At 40.6% G+C, this 23,900-nt stretch carries 20 protein-coding genes and 1 pseudogene; all 21 read right to left on the bottom strand.

Annotated features, from left to right (window positions below):
• Positions 1 to 114: 114 nt before the first annotated feature.
• Positions 115 to 666, bottom strand: coding sequence for a GNAT family N-acetyltransferase (locus HT724_RS01080; RefSeq protein WP_173276380.1), 552 nt, complete (start codon positions 664 to 666; stop codon positions 115 to 117).
• A 298-nt stretch (positions 667 to 964) separates the two neighbouring features.
• Entirely contained in the window at positions 965 to 1,789 is an 825-nt protein-coding gene (gene nadE, locus HT724_RS01075; protein ID WP_173276379.1) for an ammonia-dependent NAD(+) synthetase, read from the bottom strand.
• The gene (locus tag HT724_RS01070) at positions 1,786 to 3,246 is read right to left on the bottom strand and encodes a nicotinate phosphoribosyltransferase (RefSeq protein WP_173276378.1); all 1,461 of its coding nucleotides are present in this window, start codon (positions 3,244 to 3,246) and stop codon (positions 1,786 to 1,788) included. Before HT724_RS01070 ends, nadE begins: the two co-directional genes overlap by 4 nt.
• Before the next feature lie 115 nt (positions 3,247 to 3,361).
• Positions 3,362 to 3,850 (bottom strand): DUF6773 family protein, encoded by a 489-nt coding sequence (locus HT724_RS01065; protein WP_173276377.1) that lies wholly within the window; start codon positions 3,848 to 3,850, stop codon positions 3,362 to 3,364.
• A complete protein-coding gene (locus HT724_RS01060) occupies positions 3,840 to 4,049 on the bottom strand; it encodes a helix-turn-helix transcriptional regulator (protein WP_001107500.1) in 210 nt (69 codons plus the stop codon). Before HT724_RS01060 ends, HT724_RS01065 begins: the two co-directional genes overlap by 11 nt.
• A 380-nt stretch (positions 4,050 to 4,429) precedes the next feature.
• Positions 4,430 to 5,158, bottom strand: coding sequence for a hypothetical protein (locus HT724_RS01055; RefSeq protein WP_173276376.1), 729 nt, complete (start codon positions 5,156 to 5,158; stop codon positions 4,430 to 4,432).
• A gap of 15 nt (positions 5,159 to 5,173) precedes the next feature.
• Positions 5,174 to 6,065: pseudogene (locus tag HT724_RS01050) on the bottom strand (ABC transporter ATP-binding protein).
• Positions 6,066 to 6,248: 183 nt separating this feature from the next.
• On the bottom strand, positions 6,249 to 6,659 hold the full coding sequence (locus HT724_RS01045) for a GNAT family N-acetyltransferase (protein ID WP_173276375.1): 411 nt from the start codon (positions 6,657 to 6,659) through the stop codon (positions 6,249 to 6,251).
• Positions 6,660 to 6,760: 101 nt separating this feature from the next.
• Positions 6,761 to 8,122, bottom strand: coding sequence for an amino acid permease (locus HT724_RS01040; protein ID WP_173276374.1), 1,362 nt, complete (start codon positions 8,120 to 8,122; stop codon positions 6,761 to 6,763).
• Positions 8,123 to 8,203: 81 nt separating this feature from the next.
• Entirely contained in the window at positions 8,204 to 8,686 is a 483-nt protein-coding gene (gene greA, locus HT724_RS01035) for a transcription elongation factor GreA (RefSeq protein WP_000818767.1), read from the bottom strand.
• Positions 8,687 to 8,747: 61 nt separating this feature from the next.
• Entirely contained in the window at positions 8,748 to 10,403 is a 1,656-nt protein-coding gene (mltG, locus tag HT724_RS01030; protein ID WP_173276373.1) for an endolytic transglycosylase MltG, read from the bottom strand.
• A 123-nt stretch (positions 10,404 to 10,526) separates the two neighbouring features.
• Positions 10,527 to 11,084 carry a GNAT family N-acetyltransferase gene (locus HT724_RS01025; protein ID WP_240156706.1) on the bottom strand — a complete coding sequence of 186 codons (558 nt, stop codon included), beginning with the start codon at positions 11,082 to 11,084 and terminating at the stop codon, positions 10,527 to 10,529.
• Positions 11,066 to 11,542, bottom strand: coding sequence for a GNAT family N-acetyltransferase (locus HT724_RS01020; RefSeq protein ID WP_173276372.1), 477 nt, complete (start codon positions 11,540 to 11,542; stop codon positions 11,066 to 11,068). Before HT724_RS01020 ends, HT724_RS01025 begins: the two co-directional genes overlap by 19 nt.
• A gap of 9 nt (positions 11,543 to 11,551) precedes the next feature.
• Positions 11,552 to 12,886 carry a UDP-N-acetylmuramate--L-alanine ligase gene (gene murC, locus HT724_RS01015; RefSeq protein ID WP_173262159.1) on the bottom strand — a complete coding sequence of 445 codons (1,335 nt, stop codon included), beginning with the start codon at positions 12,884 to 12,886 and terminating at the stop codon, positions 11,552 to 11,554.
• Positions 12,887 to 12,896: 10 nt separating this feature from the next.
• On the bottom strand, positions 12,897 to 13,514 hold the full coding sequence (locus tag HT724_RS01010) for a cystathionine gamma-synthase (protein ID WP_173276371.1): 618 nt from the start codon (positions 13,512 to 13,514) through the stop codon (positions 12,897 to 12,899).
• 47 nt (positions 13,515 to 13,561) lie between these two features.
• Positions 13,562 to 16,660 carry a DEAD/DEAH box helicase gene (locus HT724_RS01005; protein WP_173276370.1) on the bottom strand — a complete coding sequence of 1,033 codons (3,099 nt, stop codon included), beginning with the start codon at positions 16,658 to 16,660 and terminating at the stop codon, positions 13,562 to 13,564.
• Between the two features lie 92 nt (positions 16,661 to 16,752).
• The gene (locus tag HT724_RS01000) at positions 16,753 to 17,919 is read right to left on the bottom strand and encodes a MalY/PatB family protein (protein WP_050223023.1); all 1,167 of its coding nucleotides are present in this window, start codon (positions 17,917 to 17,919) and stop codon (positions 16,753 to 16,755) included.
• Positions 17,920 to 17,926: 7 nt separating this feature from the next.
• Complete coding sequence (locus HT724_RS00995) at positions 17,927 to 19,021, bottom strand: cystathionine gamma-synthase (RefSeq protein ID WP_173276369.1); 1,095 nt, start codon at positions 19,019 to 19,021, stop codon at positions 17,927 to 17,929.
• A 315-nt stretch (positions 19,022 to 19,336) separates the two neighbouring features.
• Complete coding sequence (locus HT724_RS00990) at positions 19,337 to 19,792, bottom strand: hypothetical protein (protein ID WP_000500945.1); 456 nt, start codon at positions 19,790 to 19,792, stop codon at positions 19,337 to 19,339.
• Positions 19,793 to 20,105: 313 nt separating this feature from the next.
• Positions 20,106 to 22,064 (bottom strand): peptide ABC transporter substrate-binding protein, encoded by a 1,959-nt coding sequence (locus HT724_RS00985; protein ID WP_173276368.1) that lies wholly within the window; start codon positions 22,062 to 22,064, stop codon positions 20,106 to 20,108.
• A 205-nt stretch (positions 22,065 to 22,269) separates the two neighbouring features.
• Entirely contained in the window at positions 22,270 to 23,892 is a 1,623-nt protein-coding gene (locus tag HT724_RS00980) for a polysaccharide biosynthesis protein (protein ID WP_138702058.1), read from the bottom strand.
• Positions 23,893 to 23,900: the final 8 nt, after the last annotated feature.

The following is a 23,900-nucleotide window of genomic DNA, read 5'->3' as shown; positions in this document are numbered from 1 at the left end:
TTCGAAAAAATAGGGACAATGATAGGGAAAAATAGGAATTTAATCAGGTTATGTAAAAACTGTTGCAAAAAAAGCCAGACAAAGTCTGACTTCGATAGAAACAGAAAAGAGAATTCAACATTCTTCCCTACTTATCTGATAATAAATAAGATCCGCAAGATAGCCTTTTCTCTCTACACCATTAACAATGGTTTGTAGATAGGACATCCCTGCTTTCTCCATGACACGACCTGAAGCTGGATTGAGACTGGCATAACGTGCCTTGACTTTTTGAAAACTTGCTTGAGTAAAACAAAAGTCCAAGACAGCTTTTAAGGCCTCTGTCATAAGACCACGACCCCAATAGTTTTTTCCTAAAATATAGCCAATTTCACAAGAAGAATTGTTCTCATCTATTGCAACGATGCTGATATCTCCTATCACTTGCTCTAGGTTTTCTTTGAGACAAATAGCCCATTTGTAATAGTTGGGATTAGTATAGGAAGCAACCCAGTTACGAATCGAATTTCGAGTCACCTCGACATCAGAATGGGGATCCCAAGTGACATAGGTTAGATTCTCAGCGGATGAAGCCCAATTTTGAAACATGGCTTCTGCATCACTCTCCACAAATCTTCTTAAAATCAAACGTTCTGTTTGTAATATTTGTGTACCGATAGATTTCACGATACTACCTCACTTTCTGATAGATGATTCTCTGTCCAATCTCCATTGAAATTTGTTTTACTTTTGAATTTCAAGGTAATAAGCTAAAAAGGCTCACTGGACCTTCCTCACTTCCTTATTTCTATGTTCGTAGTAAAAAGGCTCAACTCAGTAACAGCTAGAAAACAAGTTTTTACTCTAGTTACTTGACGCAGACGCTGTCTGGTTTGAAATACGCTTTACCAAGCTTTTTTAAACCTAGTCATCGTTGCGGGGGTGAGACAACGGAATCGAACTCTTCGAGTTACCGATTTCTGTCTCACTCCCAAAAGTCATCAAATACGGTGATTGGTAGGTGGCGTTTATGTTGGCCTTTGTGCCACCAGTTTTCGATAGTCGTTTGGGCTTCTGGGCTGATTGTTTTGCCTTCTAGGTAGTCGTCAATCTCTTCATAGGTGACTCCGAGAGCTACTTCGTCAGCTAGACCTGGTTTATCTTCTTCTAGGTCTGCTGTTGGGATTTTTTCATAAAGTGCTGGGTCTGCACCAAGTTCCTTCAAGAGTTGTTTTCCTTGGCGTTTATTGAGGCGGTAAAGAGGGAGAATATCCGCACCACCATCACCAAACTTGGTAAAGAAACCTGTGATATTTTCCGCAGCGTGGTCTGTTCCAATGACCGCTCCGCTATGGGCGCCCGCAAGGGCATATTGAGCAATCATACGGCAACGAGCCTTGATATTCCCCTTGTTAAAATCTGAAACAGGACTACCTGTCGCTTCGACTGCTGCCGTCATGGCGTCGGCTGATTCCTTGATATTCACAACCAAGCTGACATCTGGTTGGATGAATGCTAAGGCTTTTTGAGCATCTGCTTCATCAGCTTGCACTCCATAAGGCAGGCGGACAGCGATAAATTTATAGCTGTCGTCTCCCGTTTCTGCTCGCAGTTCTTCCATAGCTAATTGAGCTAAACGTCCTGCTAAGGTTGAGTCTTGTCCTCCAGAAATCCCTAGTACAAAGGTTTTTAGGAAGGGATGTTTTTTCAGATATCTTTTTAAGAAATCAATAGAACGACGGATTTCTTCCTGGGCATCAATCACTGGTTTGACACCCAGCTCTTGGATAATCGTTTCTTGCAAACTCATTCTTCTTCTCCTTCACCAAGGGCTTCCTTGCGCATCTTGTCAATCAAGTCCATCTTGTCTTGCCATACATCACGCGCCAAATCCACTGGATAATGCTGTGGATTAAGCACGCGCTTGTACTCATCCCAAAGCTTGTCAAATTCCTTACGAGCATAATCCTGAATCTCAGTCAAGCTAGGCAAGCTGTAAGTCAATTTCCCATCTTTAAAAATATCCACCAAGAGAGGCACAGCATCAAAATTACGAACCGTCTTCTTGATGTATGTATAGGTCGGATGGAACATCTTGATTTCTGTCATGCTGGCAACATCCACACCATCATAGGTAATGTAGTCGCCTTCTGACTTGCCTTTTTCACGACTGGTAATGCGCCACACCTGCTTCTTACCTGGCGTAGACACTTTTTCAGCATTATTTGACAGCTTAATCGTATTGCGCATGTTCCCATTTTCATCTTCAATGGCCACAATCTTATAAACTGCACCAAGAGCTGGCTGGTCATAAGCTGTAATCAGCTTTGTACCCACGCCCCAGACATCAATCTTGGCCTTTTGCATCTTGAGGTTGAGGATGGTATTTTCGTCCAAATCATTAGAAGCATAAATCTTAGCCTCTGTAAATCCAGCCTCGTCCAGTTGTTGACGGACTTTCTTAGAAATGTAGGCAATATCCCCAGAGTCAATCCGCACACCCATAAAGTTAATCTGATCACCCAGCTCACGCGCCACCTGAATGGCAGCTGGAACTCCGATGCGAAGGGTATCATAGGTATCTACAAGAAAGACGCAATTTTTGTGGGTCGCAGCATAAGCCTTGAAAGCCTCATAGTCGTTACCATAAACCTGTACCAAGGCATGGGCATGGGTCCCCAAGACAGGAATATCAAAGAGTTTACCAGCACGCACATTGCTGGTCCCATTGGCACCACCAATCACCGCTGCGCGTGTTCCCCAGATAGCCGCATCCATCTCTTGCGCCCGACGTGTCCCAAACTCCATCAAGGGTTCATCTTCGATAACCGAACGAATACGAGCTGCCTTAGTCGCCACCAAGGTCTGGTAGTTGACGATGTTTAGAAGAGCCGTTTCGACCAACTGGCATTGGGCTAGAGGACCTTCCACCTGCACAATAGGCTCATTAGCAAAAACCAAGTCCCCTTCTTGGGCAGAACGAACGGTCAACTCCAACTTGAAATTGCGGAGATAGTCCAAGAATGCCCCATGATAGCCTAGCGATTCCAAATAGGCAATATCACTATCTGAAAAACGCAGGTCTTCAAGATAACTCACAATTCTTTCCAAACCTGCAAAAACCGCATAGCCATTCTTAAAAGGCTGTTGGCGGAAATACACCTCAAAGACAGCCTTTTTATTGTGAATCCCTTGGTCAAAGTAAACCTGCATCATATTAATCTGGTACAAGTCCGTGTGCAATGTCAAACTATCATCTGGATACATACTTTTCCTACTTCCTTAGCTAGAAACCCATGAAAATTTTCAAGAACTTTCATGTATTCCAATAAATTAGTACTATTATATCACATTTTAGCTGGATTGAGAAAAGAGTAACAAGCTATTCACCACTCTCCAGTTCATCCATGTCTTGCTCAAATTTTTTCTGAGCCCATTCGCCATAGCTCTTCAGACCGAGATTGCCTATAAAAACCCAAGGAAGGTAAATGACATAAGTAATGGCCCAAGCGGACAGGTATTTAGCATTCAAAGGATTATGCTGATAAATTTCTATGTTGAATTGATAATTCTGTAACATCAAAAGAGCCGTAATAGCCAAGGTTAGGAAAAAACAACCCAAAATCGTAAAATGAAAACGACTATAGTAGGTCACTCCCAGATAACGGGCACGATTGAAAAAGAAGAAAATTCCTACTATCAGAGTATAGACTAGAAAATTCGGATTAAAAAGAGAGGGAGCTAATACAGCCACCAAATAGCTTAGAAGCACAAGTCCAATGAAAAGGGTAAAGGATTCCGCTCCAGCTTTATTGATTAGTTGTTCTTCTCTTTCGTCAAGTAATTGATAATGAATGAATTTATTTACCATCTTCTTCCTCCCAAAATAGTTGATCTAGGGTTTTCCCTAAACATCTGCAAATGGACTGGCAGAGCGAGAGACTGGGATTGTATTTCCCCGCCTCTATCAAACCAATAGTCTGGCGCGTCACCCCGACAGCCTCTGCCAGTTGACCTTGTGTTAAATCAAGCTCCACACGAGCTAATTTTAATTTTAAATTTTTAGCCACCTGCGTCCTCCTTATAATTTTAATATTCATCTACTCTTAAAAAATTCCAAACTAACACAAGCTGTCAGCTATTTATTATAACCCCATGAATTTACACTCCAATATTATCTTCAGACTAAAATCAGTATGTTGGATTGTTTGAAATAAACTTCCTAGTTTGCTATTTGATTTTTTGTTTAGTATTAGCTTTAGTAGGGTCTTTTAAGCGAGTTTTGATTGCTTGTATTTCTTATTTAGTTGATTTCATATCACTATTATATAATGCTTTTGGAAATGAGTCTAGTATAAGTCAAAAACGTGGTAAACAGCAAGAGCAGGAGCATAGCAAGATGACTGATTTTTTACTAGATTTTAAGTCTGCAAAATAATACTAAACGAAACTAAAATGAATACTCCTTGCTTTTCTTGAGAGTGAAAAAATACAATAAAATGATTGTAGTGATTACCACAAGATACTGACTAATAGACATCGTATTTGAAGCAACAAATACAGGTAAGGAATAAAAAGGAAGAAGTTCAATCGCTTTGATAAACAAATCATTACTAGTATTCATCATAATCGTATTTAATATATTAGGGACAAAGAGTAGTAAAGCTACTAAAATACCAAATACCAAGCCACTTTTCAATTTATATAAATAGAAAATGTAAGATAATAGAAAATAAAATAGGACTAACAAAATTGTATTGACTACAATGGCTACAATAAAATCTAATCCTAAATCACCTGGAACACCCAATTTACTTACGATGACTAGTAACACAATACCATTCAAAGCATAGATAATGGAAACTGAGATGGCATATAGAAAATTGGACAAGACGTAAATCATCCGATTTTTCTGTTGATTATAAAATAAACTGATCGTATTGTGGGAAAAATCCCTGCTAATAATTCGGTTAGCATGTATAACAGCCATTAACATACCGAGCATAGCATAAAAATTTGAAATATGCTTAATACCAAGTGATGTCCCTTGAGTCTTTAGAATAAAGAATATAACCAGTATAGGCGGTATAAACGAGATAACCAATCCTAGATATATTACGCCTGATGAATATAAATCTCTTATATTTTCCTTAAGAAAATTCAATTTATTTAATTTCATGATTATAACCTTCCTTTATTTTGAACGATTTAGATAAATATCTTTAAGCGTCTCTTTTTTAGTTTCAAAATCAACTACTTTAATAGAGTTTTCGTTAAAAAATTTAAAAAGCTCACTACTTTGAATATTCCCAGACATAGTAATTCTCAATCCCTCTTCCTGAACAATATCCCCAAATTCTTGTTTGGTGATGAAAATGTCTCTATCTGTAGCTGATGAAAAAGCTATCTCAAACAAGCAATTATGACTATCTTTTCCTACTTTTTGAAATGTCAAAAGCCCGTTCTCCAATAAAAGGACCCTCTCACAAATTTCTTCAATATCTTCTAATTTATGACTCGATATTAAAATTCCCACATTTTCATGTAAAGCTAAGTTTTTTAGAACTGCTAAAACTATTTGTGATGATTCAATATCTAAACCATTAGTCGGTTCATCTAAAATCAATATATCAGGTTCCGTAACGAGAGTTAGAAGCAAAGCTAATTTTTGTTTTGTACCCAAAGAATAGGTCTTTACTTTTTTATTAATAGACTGAGTCAAATCTAACTCTTGGATCAAACTTCCAAATCTTTCTTGATTGTAGTCAACACCATATAAATTTGACAAATATTTTAAATTCTCTAAACCTGTTTTAGATAAAAATAATTTTGGTTCTTCGATTAAATACCCAACATTATCACTACTTATAATATTCCCTGAAGTCGGTTGATTATTCTGAACAAGAATTTTCATCAATGTACTCTTGCCAACTCCGTTTCTCCCTACTAGACCAACAATTTCACCCTTATTAAGTGCAAAATTTATACCTTTGAGAATGATTGAATGACCATAATGCTTACTTACATTTATAACTTCCATTTTTTATTCCTCCATTAATATTCTTGGTTTTCTCTTTGATTCTCATTAATTTTAAAAAGTTGCGCTTCTTTTAAAAACATTATACCATATATCTAACTTAATGCAATATATATTTGTCATTTTGTAAGATTTTATTAACAAAAAAACTCTCTATCATCTTACATGATAAAGAGTATTCGTTCTTATTTGATACTTAGCTAAGCTCCTCTTCAAAGGATAGAAGTCTAGGTCACAAATCCTTTTGGTAATAATATCTTTGCCCAATGTAGGGATAGTCTTGTAAGGTAAAGACTTCCTTGTAGCCATGTTTCTGATAAAAATCTGGCGCCTGAAACTGGTAGGTATTGACAAAAGCAAAACGACAGTTTCGATTCTTAGCTTCAGTCTCTGCTTGCTGCAATAGTTTTGAACCGATTCCTTGCCCTCGCAGTTCCTCTTTTACAAATAAATACTCGATTTCTAGCCAATTTCCAAAAGTCTCTGCTATCAAACCTGCCAGGAGATTGCCCTTTTCATCTTCGACATAAAGATTAAGTGGCTCACTTTCAGCTTCTTCTCTTTTTAAACGGTTATAAACACGAATCAGATTCCCTATTTCTTGTGATTTATGGGATTCCTTATTTTCCAATCTAAAGTACATCCAAACCTCCTTGAAAACTGATATAGCTTGTATTATAGTCTTATTTCAAAAGGATGTCAAACTAGCAAAAACCCACCAACCTGAGTTGATGAGTCCTTAATCTATTTTCTAAATTTCCACTGGCTATAAATCCCAAAACCGATAATCCAGATAGCTGAGCCGATTGCTCCTACAAATGTAGACTCTTGTAAAAAGAGGGTTACAAAGACAAAGACAAAGAAGAGCATGGTTAAAGGATTTAGGAAACGATAATGGGGCATGAGATAGCCATCCGCCATAAAGTCTGGTGACTTGCGGTATTTAAGGTGAGCCACCATGATTAAGATATAAATGGCAATATAGACACCTGATGATGATGCCGTAATCAGGGCAAAGGCATCCGAAACTCCTGGCAAGACGTTGATAAAGGCTGCTAGGGCAATCAAAACCGCTGAGGCAATGATGGCATTTTGTGGCACATTGTGGCGAGAAAGAGTATCTGCCTTGATAGCCTTTAGGAAGCGATTTGGCGAATCATGAGCAATCTGATACAAATGACGCCCTGTTGAATAAAGGGTTGAGTTAAGGGCAGATGCTGCTGAGGTCAAAACGACGAAGTTAATCAAGGCTGCCGCCCACTTGACACCGGCCAATTCAAATACTGTAACAAAAGGTGAATCAGCAGAAGCCAGTTCACGCCATGGAATGATAGCCATGATGGCTAAGAGGGCACCACCGTAGAAAAAGGCGATACGCAAAGGAATTTCCTTAACGGCTTTTGGCAAAACCTGACGTGGGTTTTTGGTTTCAGAAGTTGTGACCCCGATAAATTCAATCATAAGATAGGCAAAGAACACCATCTGGAAGGCCATGACAAAGTTGACACCTCCATTTGGGAAGAGGGAGAAATTGTCGGTAACATTGGCCAAACTTGCTACTCCATGTGGTGTCTTAAAGCCTGTCAAGACCATAAAGACTCCTGTTGCAATCATGGCTAAAATAGCCACAATCTTGACCATAGCAAACCAAAACTCAACTTCCCCAAAGAGCTTCACCGCAATCAGATTAACCAAGGCTAGAATGGTCAAAAATCCAATCTCAATCATCCAACTTGGCCAAGTTGGGAACCAAAATTGCACATAATGTGCGATAGCAGTAATTTCCGCCATACCGATAAAGACAACAGATAGCCAGTAAGACCAAACCGAGAAATAGCCCCAGCCCTTACCCAAATGGCGCGTGATAAAGTTGATAAAGGTATGTTGCTCAGGGTCTTGGTAGAGCATTTCCCCAACCGCACGCATCATGAGGAACATGAAAGCCCCTGTAATCATATAAATCAGTACAATGGAAGGACCGGTTAGGCTAATAGAGCGACCTGCTCCCAAAAAGAGTCCTGTTCCGATTGTTCCAGCGATGGCCATAACCTGCACGTGACGATTGGTCAGACCACGCTCCATCTTGTTTTTCTTCTTTGAACTCATATAGTCTCCAATTTCAATTCAATTTAAAATGGAAAAAGGAGTGAGTGAAGCGCATCGCCTCCCCACTCCTTTTTTCTGTTTTTAGGCTGTTTTTTCAACCTTCAAGATTTTTACATCATAGCTACCAACAGGTGTTTCAATCGTTGCTGTGTCACCTGTTTTCTTACCAATCAAGGCTTGTCCAATTGGGCTTTCATTTGAAACCTTACCTGCAAAGGCATCCGCACCCGCTGAACCTACGATAATATAAACTTCTTCTTCGTCCTCACCAATTTCTTGGATAGTGACTGTTTTACCAATCGCTACTTCATCATCTGCAACTGAGTCACTATTGACGATTTCGGCATAGCGGATTTTTGTTTCCAAGCTAGAGATTTGTCCTTCGACAAAGGCTTGTTCATCCTTAGCTGCTTCGTACTCACTGTTTTCAGAAAGGTCACCGTATGAACGGGCAATCTTAATGCGTTCTACCACTTCTGGTCGGCGAACCAATTTCAATTCTTCTAATTCTTTTTCAAGTTTTTCCTTTTCCTCAAGGGTCATAGGATATGTTTTTTCTGCCATTTTTCTCAACTTTCTTCTGATGATATTTTCTAAAGAAAATGATGTGAAGTATCACATAATTTTAGTTTGTTTGGTTTAATTTGCTGTTGACATGTTCAGAGACATTGCGGTCGTGGTCTTCTTGATTATTAGCATAGTAGACCTTGCCTTCTGTGACATCTGCTACAAAGTAGAGGTTATCGCTCTTAGTTTGATTGATGCTTGACTCAATCGCATCCAGACTTGGACTATCGACTGGACCAGGCATGAGACCTACATTTTTATAAACATTATAAGGTGAATCAATGTTGGTATCAATCGCAACATCCTCAGCTAGACTGATATTTTGCCCCAGTTTTCCTTGGGCATACAAGATTGCAATATTACTTTGAAGTGGCATATCACGATTCAAACGATTGTAGAATACACCTGCAATGAGCTTACGATCTTCTGTCTTGGCACCTTCTTTTTCGACCAAGGAAGCAATGGTCAACAACTCATTGACAGTCAAGTTTTTAGATTTGATCGTACTATAGTAAGGAGATAGGTTCTTATCCATAGCAGCTAACATCTCATCAATCAAGCTCTCAATAGTTGTGCTTTCCTTGATAGAGTAAGTAGCTGGGAAAAGGTATCCTTCCAAACGATAACGAGCCCCACTTTCCTTTGTAGGCAAGCTTTCAAGTAGACTCGGATATTTGGCAACTTCTTGACTGATAAACGTCTCATCTTGAACTTTAGCCAAGAAAGCCTCCGCTGTCAAAGGCTCTTTGAAGTCACCTTGCAATTGACCCACAGCTTGAGCAATCTGATCCAAAGTATAACCTTCTGGAATTGTCAAAGTCGCAAGGACAGGTTCTTGTGGTTCATCTGTTCCACCTTTTTGCAACTCTTTGAGTAAGTCTTCTGTACTCATACTCTTTTGCAAATTGTAGTAACCTGCTTTCAAATCGGTATAATTTTTATACTTGGCATAAAAGCTAAAAATCAGACCATGCTTTACCAAACCAGCTTTTTCAAGCGTCGTACCGATTTCTTGAACGTTTGAACCGTCAGGAATTTGAACCGTCACATATTTCTTAGAATTAGCATCAATAGGCAATAAAGAATCTAGCACGTACTGGTAACCAAAGTAACCACCTGCTGAGAGCAAGGCAAGGAATACAAGGAATGAAATCACAAAGGCTTTCACATGTGACTTCTTCTCTTTCTTAGGCTTAACGGGTTTTGCTCCTTCTCTACGGCTACGACGTGGTGTATCGCTGATGATATCCACTGTTTCTGTAGCAGGCGTAGGTGTTTCTGGACCTGCTTGTTCTGCTTTTTTCTCTGCCGTCTTATAGGAAACAGCTACCCTTGTTGGAGTTTCATTGTATTCTCTTTCAAATTTCTTAGGTCTAACAGGACCTGGACCTGGTCTTGATCCACTTTCTTCCGCTGGAGAAGAAGGTACATCTTGACTTGGAACACCAGGAATTTCTCTTTGAATCTCATCTGCTGGAGAAGCTGGTACATCTTGACTTGGGTGAGTCGGCACGGTAGGAGCTTTTCTCATAATCTCCTCTACCGTTGACAAGGAATCAGCCATGAGTTCTTCAGCTGAAGGTTCATTTGCAGGAGTAGGAACTACTGCCTCATCTTCTTTCAGAACTTCATCATAGCCTTTTACTTTTTCTAAATCTCTCAGAATCTGCTCTTTAAAGCTTAATTTCTCTTCTTCTCTTGACTTTTCACTCAAAAGTTTTTCCTCCTTGTTGACAATCCATAATATTATATCTTAAAAGTCCAAGAAAAGCAACCTATGATACTTTTCCTAGCTTATTTTTTATACTCAATGAAAATCAAAGAGCAAACTAGGAAGCTAGCCGCAAGCTGTACTTGAGTACGGTAAGGCGACGCTGACGTGGTTTGAATTTGATTTTCGAAGAGTATTAGCTTCCCAGACCATATCATACCAAGTTTCCCCTGCAAAGGTTGACTGGGACAAGCCTTCATTGACAAATCCATGTTTTTCATAGTAGGCGATGAGATAGTCATGACAGGTTAGGTTAATGCCTTCTCTTTCGTGTTCAAGAGCCAGTTCTTTCAAGGCTGTTAGCAATTTCTGACCCAGTCCGAGGCCCTGTGCTTCCTTTGCAATCGACAGACAGGTGACAGAGATATAACCACCAGGCTCATGACTATGGTCTTTTATTTCTTCTGTAAAAGACTGGTCTTGCAGATGGCGGTGGGGGCCAACTGGCCCTTCTATATAACCCATAATCCTTCCCTCTCTTTCTGCAACCAGAAAAGAGGTCTGTATTTCTCGCAAATGTGCCTCAAAAACAGAGCGAGGAATGGCTTCTTCTACCGAGAAATTCTCTAGTTCAATCTCGACGATACGATCCAAATCTTCTAATCTTACTTTCCTAATTTCCATTGTGCCTCCAGATAAAAGGGATTAAACCAAATCATACTAAAACCCTGGCTAGTTGCATAAAGCGAAGTTTCTTCATCGATAAAACCGTTCATTTCAAAATAGGAAAGCAGCTCATCAGGACTCTCCAAACGAATCCCTTTGTAATCCAGCTCAACTGCCATCTCTTTCAAGGCTGCAAGAAGAAGTGTTCCCAAGCCCTGTCTCTGATGGTCAGCCTCGATGACCAAAGAATGTATTTTTAGACATTGCGGATTGTCTGACTGCGGACTTGATAGAATATAGCCTAAAAGTTTATTTTCATCCCTAGCTAGAAGAAAGGTATCCGCACACTTACGGATACTTTCTTCTAAGATATGGGAAGGTTGCTGCTTTTCAGCCGGAAAAGACGAAGTTTGAATCGCCTCTATCTCAGCCAAATCAGACTGACTTGCCTGAATGATCTTAATTGGAATTTCCATGAGAATAACCTATTGAACATTGCTTGTCAAGTTTGACAAGAGACGCTCAAATGAGTATTCATAGGTTTGGATGTCTCCTGCTCCCATAAAGACGTAGACAGCATTATCATGGTCTAGGAGTGGGGAAACATTTTCAACAGTAATCACTTGGTGTTTCTTGTTGATTTTATTGGCTAGGTCTTCTACCTTGACATCTCCATGGTCTACCTCACGAGCAGATCCATAGATTTGCGCTAGGTAAACAGCATCTGCTTGGTTTAAAGCATGAGCAAAGTCATCTAACAAGGCAATGGTTCTTGTAAAGGTATGCGGTTGGAAGACCGCTACAATTTCCTTGCTTGGGTATTTCTGACGAGCCGCATCCAAGGTCGCAATAATTTCTGTTGGATGGTGGGCAAAGTCATCGATAATCACTGTATCATTGACAATTTTCTCAGTGAAACGACGCTTAACACCGGCAAATGTTTTCAAGTGCTCACGCACCAAGTTCAAATCAAATCCTGCTGTGTAAAGAAGACCAATAACGGCTGTCGCATTCATGATATTGTGACGACCAAAGGTTGGAATGTGGAATTGCCCCAAGTCTTGTCCACGGAAATGAACTGTGAAGGTTGAACCAGTTGTTGAACGAAGAAGATCGCTAGCTACAAAGTCATTGCCTTCTGCTTCAAAACCATAATAATAAATTGGTGCATCAGACGTAATTTTACGCAATTCTGCATCTTCACCATAGACAAAAAGACCCTTGGTAATTTGTTTGGCATAGTCGTTAAAGGCATTGAAAACATCCTCGAGACTTGTGAAATAGTCTGGATGGTCAAAGTCAATGTTGGTAATAATAGAGTATTCTGGGTGGTAAGGCATGAAATGGCGCTCATATTCGTCAGATTCAAAGACAAAATATTTGGCATTGGCCGAACCACGGCCTGTCCCATCCCCAATCAAGAAGCTAGTATCCGTGATGTGAGACAAGACATGAGACAACATACCTGTCGTTGAAGTTTTTCCATGCGCTCCTGCTACTCCCATGCTAACAAAGTCACGCATAAAGCTACCAAGGAACTCATGATAACGTTTGTAGCTGATACCATTTTGGTCTGCATAGGCAATTTCGACATTGTTATCTGGACGAAAGGCATTTCCAGCGATAATTTCCATATCACCGTCTAGGTTCTTTTCATCAAAAGGAAGAATAGTAATCCCTGCCTGCTCAAGACCACGTTGGGTAAAGTAGTACTTTTCAACATCTGATCCCTGAACCTTGTGCCCCATTTGGTGCAACATCAAGGCCAAGGCACTCATCCCTGATCCCTTAATCCCGATAAAATGATATGTCTTTGGCATGTTTTCTCCCCTATTCTGTCATTCTGGTCAGATTCAACTCTTGGGCAACCCGACGTTCTTGTTCTGTTTGTTTACTTTTTTTATTGTAGATTTGGCTCTTCTTTAGAAAATCATAGTTGTTTTTCTTTGGAGCAGGTGCTGCCACTTCTTCACTCTTGGTAGGGATAGAATGAACTTCTTCCGCCAAGATGTAATGAGACTGGGTCAATTTTTGGCTATATTTGACAAATTCACCAGGATTTTCCTTTTGGAAAGGCGCTGTCGGTTGATTGCCCTGTCTAACGAGGCCTGATTGAGAATGACGTCTCGCACGGCTGAAATCCTGAGTTAGATAGTTAGCAGAGCGTTTCTTTTTCAAGTCTGCACGCGCTTCTTCACGCGCCACCTCTGCATAGCTCTTTCCTTCTTTTTTAACCCCTAAAGGAGCCTTTTTAGGTTTCTCTACTTGCTTTTCAATCGGTTTGACTGGCGCCTCTTCAGTAATAGGAGCCCATTCTAAATAATTTTTATCTCGATACTCACCCTTGATATTACTGATCAGATCAGACTCATCGTACAAGTTCATGACTGGCATCTCAGTCAGCATGACCTCGTCATCTGACACCAATGGAAATCGTTCTTGTTTCATTTTCTATTTCCTTTCAACACTTCATTATAGCGTATTGTCTTGATTTTTCAAGTGCTGGCTTCAGAAATTCCCAAAATTTCTCTAATTTCTGCTAGGGTGAGACTGCCACGTGACTCTGTGCCGTCCAATACTTGTGACACCAGATGTTTCTTTTGTTCTTGGAGTTCCTGAATTTTTTCTTCAATAGTTCCCTTGGTCACCAAGCGATAGACCTCAACCGTTTCTTCCTGACCCATCCGATGGGCACGGCCAATGGCTTGCGCCTCAACAGCAGGATTCCACCAAAGATCGACCAAGATAACCGTATCAGCACCTGTCAGGTTCAGACCGACACCACCAGCCTTGAGGGAAATCAGAAAGGCATCTCTTTCCCCTTGGTTAAAGGCCTTGGTCATGTCTTGTCTTTCCTTGGCTGGGGTTGAACCCGTAATTTTAAAGGAAGTCAAGCCCAAGTCTGGCAGTTCTTGTTCAATTTTCTCCAACATTCCCTTGAACTGCGAGAAAATCAAGACACGGTGTCCGCCGTCTGCCACCTGTACCAGCAGGTCTCGGAGACTATCCAGTTTGCCACTGGCTCCCTGATAATCTTCCATAAAGAGGGCAGGAGTGTCACAGATTTGGCGCAAGCGCATCAGACCAGACAAGATTTCCACACGACTTCGCTGAAATTCCTGATCTGACACTTGAGCCAATCTATCTCTCATCTGTTGCAACTGGGCTAGGTAGATAGCCTTTTGCTGGTCTTCCAGTTCATTCTTATAAACTACTTCAATCAAATCTGGCAATTCAGTCAGCACTTCTTCTTTCTTGCGCCTCATCACGAAAGGCTTGATAAACTGAGCAACGCGCTCAGCTGGTAATTTCATAAATTCTTTCTTGCTTGGCAAAAGTCCTGGCATGACGATTTGGAAAATAGACCACAACTCACCCAGATGGTTTTCAATCGGAGTTCCTGACAAGGCAAAGACAGACGGCACCACAAATTGTCTCAAAGTCTGAGCAATCTTGGTCTGGGCGTTTTTCATGACCTGAGCCTCATCTAAGAAAAGGAAGTCAAAGGCCATCCCCTGATAAAGCTCACTGTCCTGACGGAAGGTAGCATAGCTCGTCACATAGATTTGATGGCTCTCAGCAAGAATCTCCTCACGACTAGTTTTCAAACCATGAACAACAGCCACATCCAACTGTGGGGCAAATTTCTGAAATTCATCTGCCCAGTTGTAGATCAAACCTGACGGAGCTAAAATCAAGACCCGACTTTCTTTTGTCACTTGACTGGTCAAAAAAGCAATGGTCTGGAGTGTTTTCCCCAATCCCATATCATCAGCCAAAATCCCACCAAAACCATAATGATGGAGCATTTGCAGCCAGCCGATTCCCTTTTCCTGATAATCTCGCAAATCAGCCTGAACCTGAGTTGCTTGTCTAGGAAAGTCCTCTGGATGCGTCAAATCATGAGCCAGATTCTGGAATTCTTGTGAAAAAGAAACACGGTCACGCCCTTCAAAAAGATGAGCTAAACTATAAGCCAAAGATTTTCGAGCCTGCAAGGTCCCATCTTTTAATTCAAACTGCCCCAGTTCCTGTAGATTTTGGCGAATTTTCTTGGTTTCTTCATCGAAAAAGTAGACTCGATTGGACGAATCAATGTAAAAATCTTGATTGGCAACCAAGGCCTGCATGGCTTGATCAATTTCCTCTTGGGCAATATCTTGAAAATCAAATTGGATTTCCAAGAGACCTCCCTTGGAAGCAATCTGCACTTGAGGGCTTGCTAGGTTATAGAGTTCTTCTAACTTGTCTGATAGGTCAACATTCCCGAGTTTTTCAAAGACTGGAATGATTTCGTGGAAGAAATGATAGACAGACTCTGCTTTTAGGGCCTGACGCCAAGATTGAAAGTCTGCTTCAAAACCTGTAACCAAACAGACTTGGAAAATTCTTTCTTCTAAGTCAGCATCACTTGAAAATGGCAATTCTTCTAGCTCCTGTCGGCTAGATACCTGTCTATCCCCATAATCAAACTGAATCTCTAAACGAATCCGATTATCTTCTTCCCTGTCAAAGTAAAAAGAGGGCGCAAACGTTTTGATTTGTAACCGTTCTGGAGCTGAAACAGTCCCCATCTGGCTAAAAAAAGTTAAACAAGAAGCCAACTTATCTCGGTCACTACTATCAAATTGCAGGTATTTCTTTCCATGCTGATCCACAGGTAGCGCTTTAATTTCCTTGAGAAGACGCATCTGTTGGTCTGTTAGAAAATAAACCTGTCCTTTATGGAAAAGTACAGCTCCCTGATAAAAGGCATTAACTCTTGGACTCTCTCTGATTTCCATTTCAAAATAATCCGAGTATTCTGTTACTGTAAAGGCAAATAGATTAGCATCAGCATGCATATCCTGAAAAAGCAGGGTCTGGTAGCTATCCACTTGATGGTCAAATTGAAAATGGGGCAAGGTCATCAGTAAATTCACACCCTGCTCAAAAAAGGTCAGAGGGAAAAAGAGGTGCCGACCCTGGTTTTGGAAAAAGAGGTCTGGAGCCTGTCCTTCCTCCATCAGTCCCCGTAAGAACGTCAGAAGTTCTTGGCTGGCCTCATCAAAGGCTTCCCAAGAAAGAGACTCCTCATAGACCTTGCCAATCATATAAGACTTTCTCTGCTCGACAATCCTTAAAAAGAGTAGAATATCCCGAATGACATAGTATTTTTGGCTATTGATTTGGCCGATTCTCAGAGTCCACAAGATATGATTGCTTCCTGCTTCCACCTGACCCACAACTGATAACTCATAGGCGCATTCTGATTTTGGAGATAAAATTTGATCCAAAAACTTGCCACCCAAGGTCACCTTGGTTTCAATGGCCTCTTTTTCTTCATGACCTTCTTCCAGACTCCACAAGATTTCCTGACCACGCTCATCATTTTTCAGAAAATGCTCTAGCGCTGCCAAATGCACACAGTAGCCCCTCTTTTGAAAAAAATCACAGGCACAAAAAACCAAATCATCCTCTAAACTATAGCGCAGTTCTTCTTCTGCAACGCGAGCGTAGAGCCGATTGTTCTTTTCCTTGATGATATCAACCTTACCAGTTTCATAAAGGGCAACACCTTCGATACGAACTTTCCCCGGAATCAATTTAGCCATATTTTCACCTTTACCTTATCTGTTTATTATACCATATTTTCGCCTATGAAAATAGCCTTCTAGGAGGACTTTTCTCCTAGAAGGATGGATTTTTAACGTTTGGCAAAAGTCGTCACAATCCGCTGACAAACTTCTTGCAGTAGGGATTTAGGCATGGCTACATTGAGGCGGGCATGGAGACTTCCTTCCTCTCCAAAATCCAAACCACGGTTGAGGATAACCTTGGCTTCATTTCTCAACAACTCTTGCAATGTTTCATCAGTCAGGTCATAGGCTGAAAAGTCAAGCCAAATCAAGTAGGTACCTTGCGGTTTCATGACCTTGATGTTAGTCTCTTTTTCAAATAAATCCACCACATAATTGATGTGGTCTTCAAAGACTTGCTTGAGTTCCTCTAACCAATCCTTCCCATAGCGATAGGCAGCTTCTGTCGCCAAATAACCCAAGCCTGAAATTTCATGCTGATTATTGGCCAACTGGCGTTTTTGGAAAGCCAGTCGCAACTTAGGATTTTCAATAACTGCATAGGAATTTTTTGTTCCAGCGATGTTAAAGGTTTTAGTGGCACTGCTCAAGACGATAGCAAATTCTTTAAAATCAGGATTGATGGTATTGAAAGACTGGTGTTTGTGACCAAAGAGGGTCAAATCTTGGTGAATCTCATCCGAAACCAAGAAAACACCGTGTTTTTGGCAGAGTTGGCCAATCTTCTCCAACACTTCTTTTTCCCAAACACGTCCACCAGGATTGTGAGGATTGCAAAGAATATAGAGTTTAACCTCCTCTTCCACCAAATCCTTCTCCAGTTGATCAAAGCCAATCTCAAACAGACCATCCTTTTCCACCAAAGAATTGGTAATCAATCTACGGTTGTTCAACTTGACACTGCGAGCAAAGGGTGGATAGACAGGCGTGTTAATTAAAACCGCCTCGCCTTCTTTTGTAAAGGTTTGAATAGCTGTTGAGATGGCTGGTACCACACCCTCGATAAAGACAAGAGCCTCTTTGTCAAAGTTGTAACCGTATTGTGTAGCTTCCCACTTTTGAACTTCCTTAATTAAGTCTTCACTGGCATAGGTATAACCATAAACCAGTTGGTCTGCGTAAGTTTGCACGGCTTGGCGGATTTCAGGCAAGACCACAAAGTCCATATCCGCTATCCAAGCTGGTAGAACTTCACTATCCGTTTCTGTTTCTTTCCATTTATAGGTATGGTGCCCTAAACGGTTGGGCAGGCTTGTAAAATCATATTTTCTCATCTTTGTCTTATCCTTCTAAGGCTTGGCGCAAATCTGCAATCAAATCTCTAGCATCCTCAATTCCAATTGACAAGCGCAAGAGGTCATCTGTCAAACCATAAGAATGGCGCACTTCTGCTGGAATATCAGCATGAGTTTGCGTCGTTGGATAAGTAATGAGACTTTCTACCCCACCCAAACTTTCCGCAAACGAGAAGACCTTGAGACTGTTCAAAATATGAGGAATGCGCGTTTCATCGACTACTTTAAAGGAAATCATCCCCCCACGACCAGTATAGAGAACCTCCTTGACTGCTGGAGAATCCTTCAAAAAGGCAACCACTTCTTGGGCGTTAGCTGTTGAGCGCTCCATACGAAGAGACAAGGTCTTGAGACCACGAATCAACTGGTAGCTGTCAAACGGTGACAAGACTGCCCCTGTCGTATTGAGATTGTAGAAAAGCTTCTCGTATAGTTCTAAACTATTGGTCACAACCACTCCAGCCAAGACATCATTGTGTCCTGCCAGATACTTGGTTGCTGAATGGAGAACCATATCTGCTCCATCTTCGATCGGACGTTGGTAGATAGGGCTATAGAAGGTATTGTCCACCACCACTTTGGCACCCTTAGCATGAGCCAATTTTGCTAGTTTTTCGATATCAAATTCCAACATCAAGGGATTGGTTGGGGTTTCGATATAGAGAACATCCACATCCTTTTCTAACTCGGCAATCAACTCTTTTTCTGTATTGGCATAGGTAAAATGGAAACGACCTTCCTGCTCCACTTGGTTAAACCAGCGAAAAGAACCACCGTAAAGATCACGCACTGCCAAGACCTTACTTCCTACTGGAAAGACGCTAAAGGCCAGTACAATAGCTGACATCCCTGAGCTAGTCGCTAGGGCATAGTCTGCTGACTCAATAGCTGCCAAGACTTCTTCTGCCTTACTACGAGTTGGGTTTTTGGTGCGCGTATAGTCAAATCCAGTAGATCGACCAAACTCTGGATGCTGATAGGTCGTTGAAAAATGAAGCGGTGCCACCAAAGCTCCTGTCGCTTCGTCTGACTTAATACCCGCCTGGGCCAAAATTGTGTTAATGTGTAATTCCTTGCTCATACAATTCCTCCAAATCTATAGTAACTATTGTACCACTTATTTTCATCAACTCATTTTCTTCTTTTCAAGAGCTAGTTATAGTTTCAAACTATAGACTTATACTCTTCGAAAATCTCTTCAAACCACGTCAGCGTCGCCTTACCGTATATATGTTACTGACTTCGTCAGTCTTATCTACAACCTCAAAACACTGTTTTGAGCAACCTGCGGCTAGCTTCCTAGTTTGCTCTTTGATTTTCATTGAGTACTAGCTAGTAAAACTAAAAAGAATCCAGAAAAGCTTCCAGATTCTTTTGTGAAAATCCTTGCTAGGGCTTACTTAGACTGAAAGAAATCCTGTTTGACTAAATAGTCATAATGCTCTTTGTTAAATTGATACTGACCTACATGCTGACTAATCTGACCAACATCCACAGAAAAAATATAGGCTTCATTTTGATAGTTCCAGTTCAGCCTAACTGTATTCAAGACTGGCTTATAAGTAAAATCTTGAACTTGATTCCAAGGCATCTCTACGACTTGATTAGAACGATTTTCAGTTATATCACTGATGTCCATCAAGAAAATCCCCTTAGGTGTGAATGCCAGAATTTTAGGCTTCACACTCGACTGAACATAGTAGGAACCACCTATAATGAAAAAATCAATAAAGGATTTCAACCATGTCTTTTTCTTGAAAGCCATCAGAAAATTCTTTTGCCCTTCAATGCGGCAAGTTGAGAGAAAGGATGCAATCTGTTTTTCTGTCGCAAATTCCATAATCGCGCCCATGATGATACCTTCATAAAAATCACTAAATAGGCAGATAAGAACTCTTCACATAAAAGAAGAACTTATCATTTGTTGCGTTTTATCTTACTTTTTCAGTAGACGGCATCCCTCCTATAACATTACCCTAGCATATGCATACTTCAATCAACATTGGGTAGATTTTCGAAAATAGCGTCTCACATTTATGTTATATTCATTATAACATAAACTCAAGAAACAAAGAAAAAAATGTGAGATTTTTCTTCCAAATTTACTATCATTCTATTAAAAAACGACAGCTTCCTTCGAAACCATCGTTTTTCTTGAAAAATCCTTATTTGACATGTTTTGCCAATTCTTCTTGGGCTTTTTTATTGGATTCTTCTTTTTCTTTCAACCATTTTTCTCTGGCTTTTGCATATTCGTCTGTTGTGACAATCTTATCTTGTACTTTGAGGTATTTATATGATTCAACCCCTTTTGTACCGGTTAAACCATAGGCAGCAGCAAATGGTACGGTTCTTCTCAATGATGGTGTTCCCCCACGCGAAACACTTGGAAGAACTAAAGAACTATCAATCAACCAAGCTTGAATATCAGCATATTTCTCATAACGTTTGGCTGGATCTTGCTCTTTATTAGCTTCTTCCAACATTTGAGTATAGACATCCAGTCCAACTGCCTTAGCCTTGTCATTGGCTTCTCCAGGCTCTAGTCCAAGATTTTGCAGAAATCCTCCACTATTAGTATTAAAAATATCGAGATAGGTTGACGGGTCTTGATAATCAGGTCCCCAACCGCCATGATATAAATCATAGTCTTTCTGAGCAGCTGTTTGAGCAAAGTAGCCTGAACTGTCAAACTCATCTGATGTTAATTGCTGAATGTCAATCACTACATTATCAGAACCTAAAACAGATTCAATTGATTGTTTGATAGAACTAACTCCTTGTATGCCTACTTTATCTGTTACTTCCACAGTCTTATCCAAGTGGATTGGGAATTGAACACCCTTTGCTTCGAGTTCTTTCTTAGCTTCCGCAAACTTAGCCTTGGCTTTCTCAGGATTGTAGTAAGGGTCTTGACCATCCGCAAAGTTGATACCTTGCCATTCCTTACCATAGTTGACCATCTTAGAGGCTACAACTTCACCAAAGTCTTTTCCCTTGATACTGACAAAGTTTGGAGGAACCACTAGGTTACGCAAAATCTTTGTTGCACCTTCTTTCCCTTCAGACTGAGCCCCATAAGATGTTCTGTCAAAAGCAAAATTGATAGCCTGACGGAAGTTTTTATTGAGAACTGCTTCCTGAGTCGATTTCTTTTCAATGTCACTTGTTTTAGAAGTATAATTGTAAGACTTCCTATCTAGGTTAAAATTAAAGAAATATGAAGTTGAATTTTGCATACTATAGATGATATTGTTTTTGTATTTTTCTTTAATCCCTTCATAGCTGGAGCTGTTAGGAAAAAGACGAGCCGTAGTATAAGCACCAGCTGTAAAATTACGTTCCAGTGATTCTTGGTCGCTACCATCATAGTAGGTCAATTTCACATCGTCTACAAAGACATTCTTAGCATCCCAGTAATTAGGGTTTTTCTTATATTCAATAGCAGATTTTGAGACAAGTGCTTTCATCAAGAAAGGTCCATTGTACAAAATATTAGCAGGGTCTACCTTGCCAAAATCATCCCCTTTTGATTTTAGGAAATCCGCATTGACTGGGAAAAGAATGGTTGATGTCGTTTTTGAGTTCCAGTAAGGTTCTGGTCGAGCCAAGGTGTATTGAACCGTTTGGTCATCAAGAGCCTTGACACCGACAGTTGAAAAGTCGCTTGTTTTACCAGTGATATAGTCATCCAAACCTGCAACAGAGTCCTGCACTAGATACAAGGCTTCTGATTTTTTATCAGCCGCATATTGCAAACCTGTCACAAAATCTTGGGCAGTTACAGGAGCATATTCTTCTCCCTCAGAAGTAAACCACTTGGCATCCTTACGAAGTTTGTAGGTATAGGTCAAACCGTCCTTAGAAACACTCCAATCCTCTGCCAAGGATGGCACATAGTTCCCATATTGGTCATTTTCCATGAGACCATCTACCAGGTTGGTCACAATATCATTTGTTGTTGCGCGGTTTTCTGCTAGATAGTTCAAACTAGATGGATCACTTGAATAAACATAGTTATAGGTTTTTGATCCTGTGCTAGAATTTCCACACGCGCTCAATAAAATTCCTGTACCCAGGACAAGACCTGCCAAGGTTAGATATTTGCTCTTAGACTTTTTCATTTCCAGAACCTCCTGCTTTAAAGATTTGTTTTATTATACAACGTTTAGTTTGTTTAGTCAATGATTTTGTCCAAAAAAATCGAAAAAGGCCTCATCTTCTACTCTTAAAAGATAATTTTAGCTGTTTTGACGCTAAAAAAAGGAATAAGTTTCAAGTTCTCCTAAAAGATTGTTCAACTTATTCCTTTTATTTATAAATGCTATCTTAAGAAAACTTAAATTTTGCTCGCAACTGGGCAGCTTTGGCCTGTCCAATAACCTTATCTAAGAGACGAGTATAGAGACTCATGAATCCGTAGAGTCCACCCCCCATGGCACCGACAAGAGCTACATAAAAGAAGCTCCACAAACGTCCACTTGGTTGGAAAACAAATCCTAACAGCCACTGGATGGTTCCTATTAACAGAAACATGACTAGGGTCAGCAAACTGATTAAAATGATTCGCTTCACAATCACCTTGCGCTTAACACCCGTTACTTTACAAATATCCCGATACATCAAGACGTTAGGAATGATAAGAGCGATGGTTGTTGAAATCAAGGGACCATAACTGTGGAAAAGGGCGATGGTAGGCAGTTGCAAGACCAGCTTGGCAATAGAACCATAGATAAAATAGAGAACGGCCTTGCGGTTGCGGAACATGGCTTGAAGCATGGGGGACAAGACCATGTACAAGCCTAAAATAATAGACTGCAAAACTGCAAAGACAAATAAGCCCATAGCCAAACTGTCTGGCTTGCCATAGAAGACTGTATAAAGAGGTTCTCCTACCATAACCACTCCAACCGTTGCTGGTAGCAAGAACATAAAGAGTAGGGTGAGACTGTCCTGAACGAGACGAGAAGCTGCCTTCAAGTCCCCCTTGACATAGTTTTCTGTCAAAAGCGGCAAGCCTACACTCCCAATCGAAACCCCAACAGAAATCAAAATCATCGTGATTTTATTAGGATTGGCTGAGAAATAAGAAAACATGATAACCAAGTCCTCATTGCTGTAGTTGGTAAACCAGCTCATACTATTGATAAAGGTCAGCTGGTCCAAAATCTGGAAGAGCTGGATGGCAGACCCTGTCAAGATAAAAGGAATGGCTTCCTTAATGGTATCGATCAAAAGATGCTTGCTGTTAATCTTATCCCCTGTTTCAAGGACTCTTTTGAGTAAGCCTTCTTGGGCAAGGAAATAAATCAAAACTGCAAAACTAGCTACCATGCCGACAAAGGCAGCAAAGGTGGATTGGGTAACCGCTACTAGGTAATCTCCTGAACCAAGTTTCATAATGATAAAGGTTGCTAGGAGCATCCAGATAACACGAATGACCTGCTCAGCAATTTGGCTCATGGCATAAGGTTTGAGATTATTCATCCCTTGAAAAAATCCTCGGATAACACTCATAGACGGGAAAATCAAGACTCCCCAAGCCAAGCTTTGCATGATTGGGATCAAGTCTTTGCCCACGCCAGACAAGTCTGCTAGCCAAGGAGCAAAGAGATACAAAACTAAAGCAAAAACGAGGCCAAGTCCTGTCATAAATCCTAAAAAGCTCCGAATCAGGGCAAAGCTATGCTCTTCTTCTCGCATGGTATTGTACTTGGCAACTTGCTTGGCCACCGCAACTGGAATCCCTGCTGTTGAAACCAGCAAGAACCAGGCATAGATATTGTAGCCCATGGTAAAGAGACCATTTGCCGTAGCTGCATAAGATCCCATCCAGATGTACCATGGAATAATATAAATAGCCCCGAGTAGACGACTGATAAAGTTACTAGCCGTTAGCCAAGCAGTCCCCCGTAACATCTGGGCCTGCTGGTGATTGTTTTCGTGCGACATAGATTCCT

Origin of the sequence: Streptococcus sp. k-402 (assembly GCF_013277515.1) — a bacterium.
Lineage (GTDB): Bacteria > Bacillota > Bacilli > Lactobacillales > Streptococcaceae > Streptococcus.
This window is presented reverse-complemented; position numbering and strand designations above follow the sequence as displayed.

Excerpts from the sequence above, each read along its gene's own strand:
- HT724_RS00985 (WP_173276368.1), bottom strand. The coding sequence starts at position 22,064 with ATGAAAAAGTCTAAGAGCAAATATCTAACCTTGGCAGGTCTTGTCCTG.
- HT724_RS01005 (WP_173276370.1), bottom strand. The coding sequence starts at position 16,660 with ATGGCTAAATTGATTCCGGGGAAAGTTCGTATCGAAGGTGTTGCCCTT.
- HT724_RS01055 (WP_173276376.1), bottom strand. The coding sequence starts at position 5,158 with ATGAAATTAAATAAATTGAATTTTCTTAAGGAAAATATAAGAGATTTA.
- HT724_RS01025 (WP_240156706.1), bottom strand. The coding sequence starts at position 11,084 with ATGGAAATTAGGAAAGTAAGATTAGAAGATTTGGATCGTATCGTCGAG.
- HT724_RS00990 (WP_000500945.1), bottom strand. The coding sequence starts at position 19,792 with ATGGGCGCGATTATGGAATTTGCGACAGAAAAACAGATTGCATCCTTT.
- HT724_RS01020 (WP_173276372.1), bottom strand. The coding sequence starts at position 11,542 with ATGGAAATTCCAATTAAGATCATTCAGGCAAGTCAGTCTGATTTGGCT.
- HT724_RS01010 (WP_173276371.1), bottom strand. The coding sequence starts at position 13,514 with ATGAAACAAGAACGATTTCCATTGGTGTCAGATGACGAGGTCATGCTG.
- HT724_RS00995 (WP_173276369.1), bottom strand. The coding sequence starts at position 19,021 with ATGAGCAAGGAATTACACATTAACACAATTTTGGCCCAGGCGGGTATT.
- HT724_RS01000 (WP_050223023.1), bottom strand. The coding sequence starts at position 17,919 with ATGAGAAAATATGATTTTACAAGCCTGCCCAACCGTTTAGGGCACCAT.
- HT724_RS01045 (WP_173276375.1), bottom strand. The coding sequence starts at position 6,659 with ATGTACTTTAGATTGGAAAATAAGGAATCCCATAAATCACAAGAAATA.
- HT724_RS01070 (WP_173276378.1), bottom strand. The coding sequence starts at position 3,246 with ATGTATCCAGATGATAGTTTGACATTGCACACGGACTTGTACCAGATT.
- HT724_RS01065 (WP_173276377.1), bottom strand. The coding sequence starts at position 3,850 with ATGGTAAATAAATTCATTCATTATCAATTACTTGACGAAAGAGAAGAA.
- HT724_RS00980 (WP_138702058.1), bottom strand. The coding sequence starts at position 23,892 with ATGTCGCACGAAAACAATCACCAGCAGGCCCAGATGTTACGGGGGACT.
- HT724_RS01040 (WP_173276374.1), bottom strand. The coding sequence starts at position 8,122 with ATGAGTTCAAAGAAGAAAAACAAGATGGAGCGTGGTCTGACCAATCGT.
- nadE (WP_173276379.1), bottom strand. The coding sequence starts at position 1,789 with ATGAGTTTGCAAGAAACGATTATCCAAGAGCTGGGTGTCAAACCAGTG.
- greA (WP_000818767.1), bottom strand. The coding sequence starts at position 8,686 with ATGGCAGAAAAAACATATCCTATGACCCTTGAGGAAAAGGAAAAACTT.
- murC (WP_173262159.1), bottom strand. The coding sequence starts at position 12,886 with ATGCCAAAGACATATCATTTTATCGGGATTAAGGGATCAGGGATGAGT.